Annotated in this window: 12 protein-coding genes and 1 pseudogene; 5 read left to right on the top strand and 8 right to left on the bottom strand. The window is 60.9% G+C overall.

From position 1 onward, the window contains the following. Positions 1-376: 376 nt before the first annotated feature. The 6 genes and pseudogenes from istB to B1400_RS01155 all read right to left on the bottom strand — a co-directional run bounded on the left by istB (position 377) and on the right by B1400_RS01155 (position 12183). Positions 377-1152, bottom strand: a pseudogene (gene istB, locus B1400_RS01180) (IS21-like element helper ATPase IstB). Positions 1153-1172: 20 nt separating this feature from the next. Further along, a complete protein-coding gene (istA, locus tag B1400_RS01175; RefSeq protein ID WP_095612650.1) occupies positions 1173-2648 on the bottom strand; it encodes an IS21 family transposase in 1476 nt (491 codons plus the stop codon). Positions 2649-2739: 91 nt separating this feature from the next. Further along, positions 2740-3321: a pentapeptide repeat-containing protein gene (locus B1400_RS01170; RefSeq protein WP_095612649.1), complete on the bottom strand. Its 582-nt coding sequence runs from the start codon at positions 3319-3321 to the stop codon at positions 2740-2742. 27 nt (positions 3322-3348) lie between these two features. Beyond that, on the bottom strand, positions 3349-6459 hold the full coding sequence (locus B1400_RS01165; protein WP_095612648.1) for a DUF3427 domain-containing protein: 3111 nt from the start codon (positions 6457-6459) through the stop codon (positions 3349-3351). Between the two features lie 79 nt (positions 6460-6538). Beyond that, on the bottom strand, positions 6539-6952 hold the full coding sequence (locus B1400_RS01160) for a (deoxy)nucleoside triphosphate pyrophosphohydrolase (RefSeq protein ID WP_095612647.1): 414 nt from the start codon (positions 6950-6952) through the stop codon (positions 6539-6541). A 209-nt stretch (positions 6953-7161) separates the two neighbouring features. Next, positions 7162-12183 carry an endo-alpha-N-acetylgalactosaminidase family protein gene (locus B1400_RS01155; protein ID WP_268802251.1) on the bottom strand — a complete coding sequence of 1674 codons (5022 nt, stop codon included), beginning with the start codon at positions 12181-12183 and terminating at the stop codon, positions 7162-7164. Between the two features lie 630 nt (positions 12184-12813). Here B1400_RS01155 and B1400_RS09785 point away from each other — a divergent pair. The 3 genes from B1400_RS09785 to B1400_RS01145 all read left to right on the top strand — a co-directional run bounded on the left by B1400_RS09785 (position 12814) and on the right by B1400_RS01145 (position 13625). Further along, positions 12814-12975: a hypothetical protein gene (locus B1400_RS09785; protein ID WP_162288151.1), complete on the top strand. Its 162-nt coding sequence runs from the start codon at positions 12814-12816 to the stop codon at positions 12973-12975. A 204-nt stretch (positions 12976-13179) separates the two neighbouring features. Next, positions 13180-13449 (top strand): hypothetical protein, encoded by a 270-nt coding sequence (locus B1400_RS01150; protein ID WP_133064571.1) that lies wholly within the window; start codon positions 13180-13182, stop codon positions 13447-13449. After that, positions 13446-13625 carry a hypothetical protein gene (locus tag B1400_RS01145; RefSeq protein WP_095612644.1) on the top strand — a complete coding sequence of 60 codons (180 nt, stop codon included), beginning with the start codon at positions 13446-13448 and terminating at the stop codon, positions 13623-13625. Before B1400_RS01150 ends, B1400_RS01145 begins: the two co-directional genes overlap by 4 nt. 121 nt (positions 13626-13746) lie before the next feature. Here B1400_RS01145 and B1400_RS01140 read toward each other — a convergent pair whose 3' ends face one another. Both B1400_RS01140 and B1400_RS09780 read right to left on the bottom strand, forming a co-directional pair. Further along, complete coding sequence (locus tag B1400_RS01140; RefSeq protein ID WP_095612643.1) at positions 13747-14019, bottom strand: hypothetical protein; 273 nt, start codon at positions 14017-14019, stop codon at positions 13747-13749. A gap of 747 nt (positions 14020-14766) precedes the next feature. Further along, positions 14767-14973, bottom strand: coding sequence for a hypothetical protein (locus tag B1400_RS09780; RefSeq protein WP_162288150.1), 207 nt, complete (start codon positions 14971-14973; stop codon positions 14767-14769). Between B1400_RS09780 and B1400_RS01135 the strand changes: the two genes are divergently transcribed. Together B1400_RS01135 and B1400_RS09410 are read left to right on the top strand one after the other, a co-directional pair. Then, positions 14963-15400, top strand: a complete 438-nt coding sequence (locus B1400_RS01135; RefSeq protein ID WP_162288149.1) for a hypothetical protein — start codon at positions 14963-14965, stop codon at positions 15398-15400. The genes B1400_RS09780 and B1400_RS01135 overlap by 11 nt on opposite strands. Next, a complete protein-coding gene (locus B1400_RS09410; RefSeq protein WP_162288147.1) occupies positions 15351-15755 on the top strand; it encodes an MFS transporter in 405 nt (134 codons plus the stop codon). Before B1400_RS01135 ends, B1400_RS09410 begins: the two co-directional genes overlap by 50 nt. The last annotated feature ends 8 nt before the right edge of the window (positions 15756-15763 follow it).

Below are 15763 nucleotides of genomic sequence, written 5' to 3'. Positions count from 1 at the left end.
GCCTGACTGCAACTTCGAAAACAATCACAACAAAACAAGTGGTGGGGGCGACTGGATTTCAATCTGTGCGGATGCGGAGGCTCGCAGCGAACGCGGCGGCGAGGTCGGCGATCTGGTCGAGCGACATCGTGGTTCCGCGAAGGTATTCCACACGCTCAATACGGCGTAGTTGTGCGCCGCGCAGATCGACATCGCTGACTGTGGCATACTGCAGACTGATCGATTCGATACGCGTGCCCGGAAAAAGCCACGCGGTTCAGCTGCGCGCCGACGGCGTCTGTGTTTGGGCAAGTTGTGTTCCGCATTGTGGTCACTAGTTTTCCGCACTTGTGGCGGTGGTTTCGGCTTGGTGGTCGGTATCGGGCCGCGGGTTTGGTTATTTGGTCATGAGCGCGTGTTGGCTTCGGTAGGATTCGCCTTGGAATCTGATGAGTCTGCCGTGGTGGACGGTGCGGTCGATGAGGGCGGCGGCCATGTTGGCGTCGCCCAGGATGCGTCCCCAGCCGCTGAATTCGATGTTGGTGGTGTAGATGACGCTCCTTGTCTCGTAGCTGTCGGAGATGATCTGGAAGAGCAGGCGGCTTCCTTCCTCGTCGCCGGGCTGTAGCCGAATTCGTCGATGATCAGCAGCCGGGCCTTGCCGATGGAGGCGAGTTCGTGGTCGAGTCTGTGGTCCTCCTTGGCGCGGCGTAGCCGCATGAGCAGGCTTGTGGCGGTGAAGAAGCGCACGGGGATGTCGTTGAGGCGCGCGAGCCGGCCGATGGCGCATGCCAGGTGGGTCTTGCCGCATCCGACGTTGCCGTAGAGGACGAGGTCCTCGGCGTGGTCGATGAACTCGAGGGTTTCGAGCTGGGCTCGGTTCCAGTCGGCCGGCATTCTCAGGCGGCTCCAGTCGTAGTCGTCGAGGGTCTTGGCCGTGGGGAAGCCGGCTTGGCGCAGGAGCCGGGCCTTGCGTGAGCGGGCGCGCTGCTCGAGTTCGAGGCCGAACCATCGTTCGATCAGGTCGAGGTTGGCGCCCGTGGCGTCGGCCATGATCTCGCGCAGCACGTCTTTGGTCATCGGCAGGCCGGTGGCCATGTCCATGATGCGTTCCTGCTGGGCGAGGGTGGTGGCGCGTCGTCGTTTGCCGCCGGTCGTGGGCGCGGTGTTCATCGTTTGGTGCTCCTTGTCGTTCATCGTTCGTCGTCGCCGAGGAACAGGTCGTAGTGGCTCAGGTCGGGTTGGTCGGTGTCGGGCATGCGTTCACCCTGGTCGAGCCGTCTGGCGGTGGGCGTCAGCTCATGGGCGTGCAGACGTTCGGGTTCATGTGTTTCGATGAGGCCGGCCGCGGCCCTGGCGACCGCGTCGAAGGACGCGTCGCGGCATGCGGCGCTGATGGCCCTGAGGCTGGCGGCCAGATCGTCGGGGTCGCGCGAGTCGAGCCATCGACGCACGGGGGCGGGCATGTCGGCGCGGATCTCGCTTTCGCCCCATGCCCTGGGTCTGGCGGCGAGCTGGTGGACGACCAGGGCCGGGTCGCGCATCGAGACCGTCGTGCCGTATGCGCGCGGGTAGGCGGCGATCTCGGCGTCGTCATCGGGGTCGTGCAGCGTCACGCTGTCCCATCGGGCCGCCACCAGCACGTTCCTGCGCGCCCAGCGGCCCCCGGCGTGGTAATGGTTCGTTCCGAACTCGACACGGCCGTACTTGTCGCTCTTGCGCGTATGCCAGGACACCGCGTCGAACGCCATGGACGGCAGCGCCATGAGCGCGTCCCTGTCGCGCGCGAAGCGTTCGGCCACGCTCACGGCCGGATCGGCCGGGCACGGGCAGGCCCGGGCCAGTTCCTCGCAGCGTTCCATCAGCAGGCGCGAGAGCTGCCCGAACGATTCGGCATGCGGCTTGGGTACCATGAGGTTGCGCCTCAGGTAGCCGACCGCGTTCTGCACGTTGCCCTTCTCGTTGCCCGAGTACGGGTTGCAGAAACGCACCTCCATGCGATGATGCGAGACGAACGAGGCGAACACGCGCGTGAGCGTCACCTCGCCGTTGCGGCCGCGCCGTCCGGCGCCGGTGGCGTTGTCCATCACCAGCACCGCGGGAACCCCGCCCATGCGCTCGAACACCATCGACAGGCCCTGGCACAGGCATTCGGCGTTCTCGCCCGGCATCGCCACCGCCATCCTCATGTTGGAGTACGGCATCGTGGCCACCAGCAGATGCACCGTGTGCTCCCGACCGGCCACGTCGGCCAGCGCGACGCCGAAATCGACCTGCATCACGCCCGGATCCCAGCAAAGCCGCAGATAGCCGTCCGAGACTTCCCGGTTCGCCTCGCGCCAGGCCTTCACATAGCGGCGCACCCCGCTGTACGAGCCGTCGAACCCGTGTTCGGCCACCAGCCGGTCGAACACCCGCCTGGCCGTATGCCGCTGCTTGCGCGGCATCATCCGGTCCGCCTCCAACCATTGGTCGATCACATGCTCGAACGCATCCGTCTTACGCCCGAACCTCCTGTCCTTTCTCGGTTTGGGGGAACAGTCCTCCTGCCGCGCGTACTTGGCGACCGTGCCACGGTCCACGCCGAGCTCCCTCGCGATCCGCGCATGCGGCATGCCCTGCCGGTCGCGTCGTCTAATATCCTGCTGTATAGGCATCGCAATCGCCATGTTCCTTTCCTCCCGGGCCAGACCGGCAGCAACCGGTCAGAATTGGTGTTACAACCCGGGAATATACAGGTTCGGCGGTCCGATGCCTTCCTTATACAAGCCACCGGTCCACACAGTGCCAACACTGCGGGAAACCAGCAGCCCAAACCGCGGGAAAACACTGCCCAACCTGCCTAAGAAACATTGAACATAAACAGGCGTCGAATTCGTCGATCACGCAGTCGACGAACCGCACGTCGCGCCATTTGGCGTCGCGCAGATTGAGATAGCCGATGTGGCAGTCGCGCATCTCGACCGAACGCATCGACGATTCCATCGCGGCGAACGATTCGAAACGGCAGCCCGTGAGCAAGCAGTCCGCGAATCCCGCGCCGACCGCATGCAGTTGCGCGACGCCGCATGACGCGAACATCGTGCGGCTGATGTGCGCACAATCAAGCGTCAGCGACGACGCTTGGGATTGTTCGAACACACAGTCCAGGAACGTCGCGAGCAGCGCGTCGAGATCCTCCCCGTTCTCGTCGAAGAAGCGCGCGGAATCATAGGAACTCTCCCGTTCCAACAACTGCAATCGCGCCTCATGCAGCCGGTCCGCAGGCTCAAAGCGCGCGATGTTTGGCGCTTTCGCCCCATTCGCCTTCGTCGTTGTCGCGCGCGTCGCAGGTTTGCTCATGCCGCCAGCCTATAGCGCTCCCATGATTCATTCGTCATCACCGCCCGTCAGGTGCTGGTACAGCTCCGCACTCAACGGCTTCGTGAGCCGCAGATCCATCTCGACGAGCCGAACCGTCTCACCATTGTTGTCGCGCGTCGTCTCACGCATGTTCGCGCACGACCCGACACGGCCGACGTAGTAATACATTTTGAGCTTCTCGGCGTCCGCCTTGCGCATGACGAACAACGGGATGAAATGCGTCGCGGCCCAATCCGTATCATCCTGCCCCTGCGCCATCCATTCGATCTCGCGCGACTTGAAACTGCGTTTGTCCTTGCTGAACCAATGCATCTCCTGTGGATTGAGGAAACGGTCCGCGTACTGGCTGTTCGCGTATTTGACGAAGACCGGCATGCTGCTGCCGCCTTTGGGGAGGAGATAACCGCCGACACTGCTGCCGTTGATCTGCGTGGGCCATGCGAGCAGGCGTTCCACTTCGAACATCTTGTATCGGTGTTCGTAGACGAATCCACGGTCATCCTGCAAGGAATGTCCGGTTTTCGCGGATTCTTCGAGGAGGTCGCCGAATCGTTTCAGACCGGTACGTACATTGTCGACAAAGAACCGACGAAATGTGTCGTTGTCGTTGAGCATCGTCGCGAACTCAGACGCAAGACCAACGCCATCCGCTGTACGTACGATGAGCGCGCGCTCTCCATACGATTTCTTCGTGGGGCCATCGAAGAACGACCAATCGAGCACACGAAGCGCTGATTCGAACTGGGCATCGGTATGGTACGACGTTGGGAACCGCTGCGCGACCGCTTCCTTCAATTGATTCTCTGAAATCAGTGATGCCGTACCGCCAATGCATGATATGAGCAATTCGTCGAGGATGACGAGTTCCTGCGGACGTATGGCGACCAACAGCACTTCTGTGGCCATTTTGAGCCACTGTTCACCTTGTGCGCCAACCTGAGCTACCGTATCCATGAATCCTTCATCGTGTTCCTTGCGCGACAGCACGGCTTCGGCACCGCGCGCGAATTCGTAATAGCTGTTGCCCTTCTGCGCCATCGTCATCACCAGCGACGGATCATGACGATAGATGTCCGTCAACATCGGCACGCGACCGAGTTCGTTGCGAATCACCGCATACTTGTCACGCAGCATCTTCATATCGGACCACGATGCCGTATCCAGCGATTCGAGCACCTGCCGACGCGAGATCTCATCGAAGCTGATCGACGACAGGCCGATCGCCTCCCGCTGCAGATTCTTGCGTACGATGTCGCTGTCGCCGGCATTGCCATACAGCGCGACCGGGATGAGGTAGTTGTTCTGATAGTTGCCGATGAAATCGATGACGGTGACGCAGGTCTTGTGCGGGAATTTGCGCAAGCCTCGTCCCAGCTGCTGCGTGAACACGATGCTGGATTGGGTGTTGCGCAGCATCACGATCTGGTTGATCGCAGGAATGTCGATGCCCTCATTGAATTTGTCGACGGTGAAGATGTAGTCGAGGTCGCCGGATTCCAGTTGGCTGACCGCTTTCTCCACTCGTTTCGCTGAAGTGTTGCCACTGATCGCGACTGTTCGGTAAGGGCGCTCAGCCTGCTGATTGGTCTCCTGGTTGAACAGCTCGGACAGTCGTTCCGCCTCTTCGATTCGTGAGCAGAACACGAGTCCCGTCACCTTCTCATCGTACGATCCGTACTGCTCGAGCTTGCGGATGATGTAACGCACACGATCCGGCTCGGTCAATTCCTCGAGCGAAGCCTGCATCCACTGCCTGTCCTTCTTCGAGATTCCCTCGGCCGAATCGATACGCGTGCCATCCGTACCCAGAAATTCGTGCACGCCGTAGTAATGGAATGGGCAGAGCATGTTCTCGTCAAGCGCCTTCTGTAGGCGAATCTCATAGGCGATGTTGTGGTCGAACAGCGAGAAGATGTCGAAGTTATCGGTCCTCTCCGGCGTCGCCGTCATGCCGAGCATAAATCCGGCCTTAGAGAAGTAGTCGATGACTGAACGATAGTTGTCTGCGCCGGAATGGTGCGCCTCATCGATGAGCACATAGTCGAAATCGTCCGGCTCGTACCATTCCCTCATATGGCGGCGCAGCGTGTCCACGGACGCGAACACATACTTCGCGTCCTGCTGCTTGCTGTTGCCGGTGAGCAGACCGAGTTCGCTCTCATCGCAGCCAAGCACGCGTTGATATGATTCGCGTGCGGCTTTGAGGATCGTGTCGCGATTGGCGACGTACAGCATGCGCCTCGGCTGGAACGCCCGGACATCGAATGCGGAAAGATAAGTCTTGCCGGTGCCCGTCGCAGAGATGACGATGGCACGGCGCGCGCCGTCGTCGCGCAGCTGTTGGATGTTCGCGAGCGCCTCGCACTGCATCGCGTTCGGCTCGATCTTCTCCTCACGCAACTGTTGGAGGATCTGCGTACGTGGAGGCGTGCGATGCTTGAATTCCTCCTCATATTCGGCAAGCCACGCATCAGTGAGCGGAACAGATTGACGCACCTGCTCGTCCAGCTCGTCCCTGACCTGCTCGATGAGCTGCGCTTCGCCGGTCGACGAGACACGCAGATTCCATTCACGTTGGGTCTGCAATGCGAAGGAGGTCAGGTTCGAGCTTCCGACGTACAGGTTGTAGTAGGCGCGGCCTTGATCCATGCGGCGCGTGAACAGATACCCCTTCGGATGGAACGGCTGGTCCTGCACGACCTCATCTTCCGATTTCACGCCGCCCGGACGCTCCCAGATAAGCACTTCCACATTGGCGTCCCGCTGCAGCTTCATTAGCTCCTTGAACGCCTTCGGATCGTTGAAATACCCCTTCGTCGACGTGATGATGCGGTTGCGGCGCCTGCTCCTGTCCGCATGGTCGACGAACGCCTGATACATCGATTTCAACGCGTTCTCGCTGACGAACGCCACCGAGATGTCGAAGGATTCGCTTTCCCTGAGCTCTTCACGGATCGCGTCACCCATTGTGCTTCCCGGCTGGTTCGAGATGAGTCTGGGTACGAAACGCTCCTCGGCGGAGTTATCCTGCCGTATCAACCCGCTCAGTACGCCATCGATGATGCTTGTATCGAAGTCGCTTCGGCCACCGTGAACCGTCTGCGTTTCCTGAGCAATCGCTTCTTACATGCCGCTTTGCATGTTCCCTTCCCAATCATGTGATGATCAATGATGAATACGTTCGCCGACCATGCGGTCACAACGCCATTTTCGCGATACGTTCCACCGCGTCGTGGTCGACCGGCGCCCAGTTGAGTTGCGGCATATCGGCCGGATTCATCCATTCGATGCGTTCATGCTCGGTCAGCACAGGCATGCCTTCGATCAGATGGCACAGGAAGGTCGTCAGCTCCACCCTGCCGAAGTCGTAGAGGTGGTCGCTTGTGCAGATCTCCTTGCCGACGTCGATCTCGCACAGCAGTTCCTCCTCGATCTCACGTCGGAGCGCCTGCGGCGGCGTCTCGCCCGCTTCGATCTTGCCGCCGGGAAACTCCCAGTATCCGGCGAGCGACTTCCCCACGCCTCTTTGCGCGCACAGCACCTTGCCGTCCTTGACGATCGCCGCGCCGACCACGCGAATCAGTCTCAGCTCATTCGCTTCATCCGTCATGGAACACCTTCCCCTCATAGCCAACAGCTGGATCCAGGATACAACGCACATGGTCGGCGACACGATCGGACGCAAGACTTGCGGTTGCGGTCTACGATGTCCGACATGGAACCGCATGAGCATCTCTCGTAGGAGCAAATCGACCTCCTGTCGCGCGCACAATCCCCGATCGGGAATCGCACGCGCGACAGGAGGTCGGTAATGGGAGGTCAGTCGCGGCGCGGCTTCCTCACGGCAAGCATTGCCAGACCGAAGACGGTGAATAGTCCGAAGGTTATGGCGGCCGCTACGGTCGCGGAACCGGTTGCCGCCATCGTGACGCCGTCGGCCGATTCGGCATCCGACGCCGTCGCAGGAATCGCCTGCAGCGCATCGATGGCCTTTTGCAGCGCCTTGATGGCCTCGTCGACCTGCTGGCTTGACGGATCGTTCGCTTCGGCGACCGCCTTGGCCCCACGCAGCGCGCGACGCAGCGCGTCGACACTCGGCTCCGTATAGGAGTCCGTCCGCATGGCGGCGCCCTTCGCGATCAGCTTCCTGAGCGCGTCGAGGCTCGCAACGGAACCATCATCCTTGCCGGGCGTGCCCGGCTCGGCGGCCGTTTTGCCCTCAAGCCCGTGAATCGCCTTGTCCAAGGCGTTGAGCGCATCGTCCACCTGAGCCTGCGTGGCGCCTTCATCATCGAGTATCCTGCGGCCGTCGGAGACCGCGCCGGCCAGCGTCGCCCAGCTCGCATCACTCCAATCTGATTGCCTGAGGGCTTCCGCTTTTACGAGACCATCGCGCAGCGCCGTCTTGTCCGCCTTCGCGGAGGCCTTTTCCAGCCCTGCGATGGCGTCGTGGAGATTAGCGGCCGCAAGCTCTACGTCGTCGACCGTGGCGTCCTTGTCGGCGAGCACTGATTCGGCATGCGTGCGGCGATCCGTCAGGCGCTGCCATCCATCGTTCGCGTAGTCGTCTTCCCGAAGCGCCTTCGCGGCGTCCACGAGATCCGCCAGCTCTGACTTGTCCGCCACGATGGGCGTCAGCGGCACATCACGGTCGGTCGTCAGCCGCAGCTCCGCCGCGGAGGCGAACCTGTTGCCCTGATCGGCGCTCGCGCCGGACGACGTCAGGACCTCAACGCGGACCGACGAGACGTCCGCCACGGCGTCGAAGGACTTCCGCTGCCAGCGGGTGGAGGTGGAGAATTCGCCGTCGATGCTCGTACGCGTTCCGTCGGCGCGGACGAGTGTGATCCGGTACTGCTTGATCTTGCCGTTGGCGTTGTCCCCGCCCGGGCGCGGCAGATACCGCAAACCGGTCACGGTCGTGGGCTTGGCGAGGTCGAACTGGTACCATGCCGTGCCGTCGTGCACGGCGTTCGCGCCCCATGCGGTGTGCCAGTAGGTGGAATCCTTGCCGTCCCGCGCATATTCAGCCGGGCCCTCGTATCCGCCGTAGTCAGGCTGCGCGCTGCCCACGGTGACGCGGTAGCGGTCATCGGCGATGTCCTTGGCGTCGCTCGAATCGTTCCCCGGAGCCTGCTTCATGTACTCGTCGAGTTCGACGAGCATGTCATGAGCCCGCGTGAAGTCGTCCGCATCCGCATCGTCATGGTCGATCAGCGCCTTCGCCTTGGCGAGGGTGATGGCGTAGATGCGGCGCGCTTCATCGGAGTAGTCACCCTGCCGTTCTCCGTAGGCCTTGGAGACCCGCGCGAGTTCGTCCCGCGCATCCTGTTCGCTGCGGGGCTTCTGGTCGATGCGTTCGATGACGAGGTTGTCGAGCACGAAGTCCTTGTATCCGGCGAAATTGGCGGCGTTTCCGTCCGTGCCCTGCGTGTCGGGGGCCTTCCCTGTCGAATAGACGCCGAACCAGGAATCGTCGTTCACGCCGCCGGTCAGCTCGAACTCGTAATGGCCGTCCGTGCCCAGCGCCTTGGGAAGATCGGTCAGGGAAAGCTTGCCGGAACCGTAGTCGCCGTGGCCTACGGCGACGGCGTAGATGCCGTCAGTGCCCGACTGGTAGTCGAAGCTCACCCGGTAGCGGCGTCCCGCCTCGAAAGTGAAGTTCTGCGGGATGGTCCGGTAGATGAGCGCGTTGCGTCCGGACAGGCCGTTGACCTTCACCGACCAGTTGCTCTTGGGGTCGGCGCCGACGAGCACATCATCCATCTTCTTGACGTCCCATCCCGACTGCGTATATGGCGCATGCAGCTGCGACAGGTGGATGCGGTTGTCCTCGACGCCTTCGGCGCCGGCCACCACGAAGGGCCATATGCCCTGGGCGTTGTTCTCGAAGTTGTTGGAGAGACGGATCGTTTCGCCGTGACCGTCGACGCGCAGGCCGTCGTATTGGCTGCGCACCACGCGCACGTCGTCGAAATAGGCGTCCCCGTCGCCGTTGTGGCGCAGCGTCAGCGTCGTCTCGCCGGATTCGGGGGCGACGAAGAACACGTACATGTTCTGGAAGCGGCTGCCGTTGTTCGTCGTGGCCGAATTCGTGTTGTGCGCGTACGCCTTGACGTAGTTCGTCGCGATGGATCTTCCGGTGGAGTTCGTCGCCAACGCCGTCCCGTCATGATCGACGCGCATCGAGGCGCGCCCGTTCGAGGGATTGTCCACGCCAACGTAGAGCGCGTAGCGTTGCCCGGGCTGCAATCCGGTGAGCGGCTGCCGGACGGAGGCCGTACCGGAGAGCTTGAGCATGGGGTTAGCGTGCGCGTCCTTGGCGATGGAGGCGTTGCCGCCACGGGACGTATCCGGTTTCCAGTTCGAGGCGAGCGACGACTCCCCTCCGTTGAATCCGGCATCGACGACGTGCATGCCGGTGCTCCATGCCACGTTGATGGGCGCTGGCGCCGCGTCGCCACGGTAGATGACGTAGGGGGTCGCCGCGTCTGCATCGAGCGAGATCCTGCCGTCCGTTACCACGACGGTCCGTTCGTCGGTCCTGCCCTGATCGGTCAGCCTGTACACCTTGACGTTCGCCAGTCCCCGCCAGTCGTCCGGCACGGTCCACTCGCTCGTGCCTCCCGCCGTGCTCCAGTGGTAGAGCTTCTCGTCCGCGGCCGCGACGCGTTCGCCCGTCTCGGCGTTCCATAGCCAAGGCAGCAGATACGACTCCGTGCCGCCTTGGCCATTGTCTCCACGGGGAACGGCGCCGGATGCGACGACAACGCCGTTGAGCGTGATCGTGCGATCGCGGTATGCGGCCGTCGCGCCGTCGTTCGAGCCGCGCGAGAGCGTCACCGTGTTGCCGGAGGCGTCCTTCAACTCGATGAACTCGTTGCCGCCGTTGACCGACGCATCCTGGACGGATGTCGAATCGAGCGGACTGTTGACCCAACGCGTCACCTTGAAATGCTGGAGGAACTTGGTGGAGACGTCATGGGCGAACAGGTTCTCGATGTACTCGTCGTAGTCGGAACGCCCCTGCCATCCCTCGAAGTCCTTCATGCTGTAGCCGCCCAGCAACGGGGCGTTCGCCGCGCCGCCGTAGGAGGGGTAGTCACCCACCCAGCTGTCCTTCTGATGGTTGCGCAGGAAGCGCATCACCTGCGAGTTCTCCCCCTTCGCGGTGGAGCCGCCATAGGTCAGATCCGCGGCCCAATGCTGGAAGGTGGAATCGTATTCGTTTCCTGACCCCCACTCGGTGGCCATGCGCCACCCGTTGTCGTTGATCATCTTCGACATCTTGCGCGTCTCCCAGGAATCCTCGGAGCCGGATGAGGTCAGGTTGCCCCATACGTCAAGATAGACGAAATCCATGCCATGCACCTGCTGGCCAAGCTCCGCGAATCTGCGCTGGCGGGCTCCGGAGCCCAGATCCCAGATGCCGTCGATGCCGATGCCCTGATCCAGCCAGTTCCACCCGTAGTGCAGCGCGCCCGAAGGGTCGCGCCGTACTGATTCCTCGTCGAAGGCCTTGGCTTCCGGATACATCTCGGACGCGTTGACATGCACGCCGAAGCGCGCGCCGTATCCCGTCCCTTCCTTGATGAGCGTGTTCATGTCGTCCGCGCCGCCGGCGCGCGCGTTGACGTCGGCGTAATCGGGATGTCCCGAGTCATGTCCCTCATTGCCGTATCCCTTGAGCAGGACCGACTGTCCCAGCCCATCGGTGTTCAGCGCGACCCTCTTGACATTGTCGAGCGTGGTCAGGAACGGATTCTGCGCCTGCGAGCCGAAGTTCATGGCTATGCGCCATGCCACCAGTTCGGGGACTTCCTCGCTTTTGAAAGGATTGTTCATGATACCGCGGAACGCGATGGCCCCGTCCTGCCAGTCCACTTTCCCGTCGGCATTCTCGTCGGCGGCGATGGCCACCGACATGCGGGGCAGGTCCGTCTGCGCCACGATATACGACCTATTCTTCGAATCCCTTACGGTGCGATGCCAATACCACGGCGCGCTGTTGAGCCCCAGAGACACGGCGCCATCGGCGGTCGTGGTGTTGGCGAGGATCCTCGTGTTCTGGCTGCCTCCCTGCACCGGCGCCGCCACCACCCTGCCGTTATGCTCGGAATTCGACCATACGCCTGCGCTCAACCCACCGCCGGAGACGAACGCATACATGTAATCACGGTTGTTCATGCTGGTCCGTTCCGTGATGCGGAGGTTCTCATCACCCGGCTTGTTCGTGTCCGATGACATAAGCGCGCCGGTGAACTGCGCATCGGCTGCGTCACTGCGCATGGACACCAGATCGTTGCCAGGGAACGCAATGGTCTCAATCGGATGGTTTTCTCCATCAACACGCAGTCCGCCCTCACTCACCGACGCATTCGGATCGAGATTGTTGACCACCTTGGCCACGGTGAAGGAGAGCGCGTTCCCCCGCGCCTCCAGCTCGACGGTCAGGATCGCGTCGATGGATGCAGCGGCATCTTTGACCTTGAGGACGTAGTCGGCCTTGGCGCCGCTTTGCGTGAATGAGACGTCGTCGGGTCCCAGCGTGACATCATGGCCGTTGATGGACACGATTCGCGAAGGCGCGGATCGTCCCTGCATGACCTTGCCATCGGACATGGCGTATCGGATAACGGACGGGAAACTCTCGTCCACGGACACGGTCATTCGCTCCGTGGACAACCGCCCACGTTGAGGCGATGCGACGTCGTCAGCGCTCGCCGTGGGCGCGGCGGGTGCCGGAGGCCCTCCCCCGGCAGAGTCGTTCGTCGGTGCCGCCGATGCCGACCCGCATATGAACGAGCAGGTTATCAGTACGGCAAAAGCAGCAGTTACCATGGTCTTCCGCATCGACATGGGCGGTCTACCTCACAATCGTCCGATTCAGTCGGCCTGATCGCATATGACTCCGATCGAATGAACGACAACATGCTTTGAAGAGACCATCATCCGGGTTCTTGCACAGCGGACCATCACAGTCATTCGACCTCCGCCTCAGCAGTCATCCACACGTCCTCGCTGACACGCATCCTTGCCGACGTGAGATTGAATTATTCCCGATAAGTCTATAGAGGCCGGTTGCCTCGGACAGCCCCACTGGCTGTCCCATTCCTGCGCATCCCTTATGCCGCAAGGAAAACCAATTAGTCCCGCTTGGTCTCCGATTAAGACGGCAGCCGGGCACAGGAACTCGGGCATCCCGTACATGTCGACGCCTGTGGCATAGCCGGACGAATATCATCGGTGACGACTGCTTTCCGCTCGCCTCGGACAACCAGCGAGGACGGCAGCCAGACCGCTGTATACGCCGGAGAAACCGCATCATGAACCCCGAAGGCCGAATCATGCGTGGAATTCCATCGCATCGAACGATCTGCCGCATCATGGAGGCACAGGCACACCACGGACGCTTGCGCCGCCGTCATCGTATGCATCGAACGGGATGACGGTCGGCCGGAAAGGTTCTCCATGAATGCACACGGATCAGACAAGGCCATGGTCGGAAGACTGCGCGACATCGGAACCGAGCTGCTCTTCCTGCCGTGCCTTCTCGTGATGTTGATGTATTGGGGCATCGGATCGCTGTTCCACCGTGACGACGACAACGACTGGGCCGATCTGGCGAACTGAACATGAGGCATATGCCGCCGCGCCGGCAATCGTTGCCGGCGCGTTCCGCACGCGTGACGAGCCATATGGATGGCGCGCATGTCATATCGAAAGGTCGAAAGGAGGCGATGGCACGGTCATCATGATGCATGCGTCACTCCATCACCGCCGAATAATGAGGATTATGACCCAACGCTAAGCCGCAACAAAGAAGGAAGGATGGATATGAATATGAAAAGGTCCATATGGAAAAAGTTGGCTGCCATGCTCATGTCGTTAACAGCTGTTCCCGGCATGGGGACGGTCCTGTCCGCGCCAGCTGGCGCCGCCGAGGTCACAACCCGCAAACGCTGCGACTTCTATGTGGGGAACCAGTGTTATGACTACTGGGTGCCCACTCGTGAATCCTGTCATAACATCGGCAAGTACGGCACTGCCGGTCCGCTTCGCGCCTGCTTGGCTTTGTTCGGTTTTGGGGTGACGAAGAAACCATGATCTGGGTCATCATAGCGGTGCTGATTCTCGGCATAGGCGCGTATTTCGGCAACGAGTATCGGCTGGACCGCAAGGCGCATAAACTGAACTCCGGCTCCGAGGAGGATCGCAGGCTCGCCTCGGAACTGCAAGACATCGCCCGTAAGATAGACGAGGGCAAATACCTATACAGGTAGTTAATAGCTCTTGTCGCGGCGTCGGCAGAGTGGCGGTTCTGTTATCGGTCACGGAAAGACCTCACACCTCGCGCAAAGTTGCCGATGCCAGCATTCTGCGGATTCACCAGGGACCGGAACGTCACCATGAGACAGGCGGATCCTGTGCCTGTTCGATTCGTGTCAGCCTCATGTCGAGGAACTGATGGAACGAGAAGACCTCGATCAGCATCGCCTCCAACGTGGGCCACAGTTCCTCTTCGCCCGCCCCATACCGTTCCAGAATGGTCAGCACATCACCGAATGCCGCATGGGCGTACGGAGATGATTCCGCGTTTAGTTGCTGCATGACGGTCAGCGCCTGGGCGAGCACCTCCAGCCGTCCGTCTTCATGATGGTTGGTCAAATCTTGCATGGGAATCGAGAATACAAAACATAGTGTTCAAAGTTTGTCGAATTGCTAGTTTTACTGAATCGTCGACATAATTAACCACTATGCCATGTGCCGCAACCATATGAGCACCCGGATTGCCGAATGAACGCAACGTGGTTTTTGGTGCCCGGACATCCACGCTACGGTCAGGATTCTTCGCTGCCATCCGTTCATGCCCCCGCATGGTTCTATCGCGTCCGCGTATGCCATAGGTGTTGGTCAGTCGACGATGAGGGATGGGTTTCAGCCGTTGTTGCAATGCTTCGGGGAATTGGATGCCTCTATGATAACCTGCGGATTAAGGGTAATGGTTTGCGGATGGCTGCGTGACATGCAAACCGTCGGACGCAGGCTATCGGGACATCGGCGTCGGGCGCACGAGCGCCAAGCATAGCGGCGACAGCGTCGCGCGCCGTATCCGTTGCATTATCCAGGCGAGGACGAGCGCACCGGAAAACCGACCTGCCGCAGACCGGTTTTCCGCACCATGGCAGACACGGATCCATTGGCGCCATTAGGCGCCCCCAAGGCACGACGCCCTTTATTCCCATTATCGTCACCGTGCATGCCCCACTGCTCAAGGGCGTGCATAGCCAAACGAGCCCTTTCGGCCGCATCCGTTGAATTGAGCTAGAATTACCGGTTTTGGTATATCCGCTATACGCGAATCCTAGACCGACTATTTATAAGCACGTGCCCAATTCCGGTAATCTGAAATCGGGCTTATCATCACACATTATCCCCTAGAAAAAAACAAGAAACGAGATCATGATGATCACAAAAAAAACAAGCAACAAACGCTGCATCATTGATAATGGCGGTCCTGTTGGCGGCAAGCACTGCGCTGTCCGCCCAGGCAGACGAAACGGTCAGCGCAACCGTCGAACATGCCCAATCATCCATAGGGACCGAATCGGCGCTTGCCATGAACGCCACGAAAACTCCTTCAACCGTGATCAGCGGTGACGGCGTTTTCGTTGTCACTCATACCGAGAATGCTGTAGGGCTGCAGGTGTCGTCCATGCCATCCGGTCGGACACTTGCCATCTCCGATGCAGCCGTAGGCTCCCTCTATGCGGAAAATGGCATGGCCATCGCGGAAGGCGACAAGGTGGATTATGCCGTGGACTCTACCCGAGACGACGCTGTCATGGTGCACAGCGTTCTAGAGGACCGATCTGCGCCCGAACGCCACGCATACCAGTTCAGCGGAGTGGACTGGATCATGATAGATGAGCAGACCGGCATGGCCATTCTGTTCCAGATCGCTTCCGATGGCATCCACGCCGTCGGTGGTGTTCGTCCCTTGGGCAGTGGATGCGAACGGCCGACAAGTACCCACTCATTTCGAAACTGCCCCTGATGGCGACACCCTGATCCAAGTTGTCGAACACCATGCCGACAGCTTTGCTTATCCGATCACTGCCGATCCGAAATGGTGGGACAATGTGGCTGCATGGTTCAAGGGCTCAGGGCGCTTCATCTCCGACAAAGCGCGCGGAGCCGCCCGCTGGCTTGGACAGGCCAAATCACACTGGCTAAAAGGCAAGGCGTGGAGCGTGGCGAAGCAAGCCGGACGCGGGGCGAAGATCGTTGCCAAAAAAATCGGTCCAGGCGGCTTAGCATTATGCGCCATCGGCGCCGGGTGGGCATGGTACCGTTCCGACGCGAAAGGTTGGGTGCGTGTAGGCGACGCCGTATCCGGGTGCCTGCTGTGAAAAGGTTC

The organism is Bifidobacterium italicum (assembly GCF_002286915.1).
GTDB classification, from domain to species: Bacteria; Actinomycetota; Actinomycetes; order Actinomycetales; family Bifidobacteriaceae; genus Bifidobacterium; species Bifidobacterium italicum.
The sequence above is the reverse complement of the archived record's forward strand: the minus strand, read 5'-3'. Positions and strand labels throughout refer to the sequence as shown.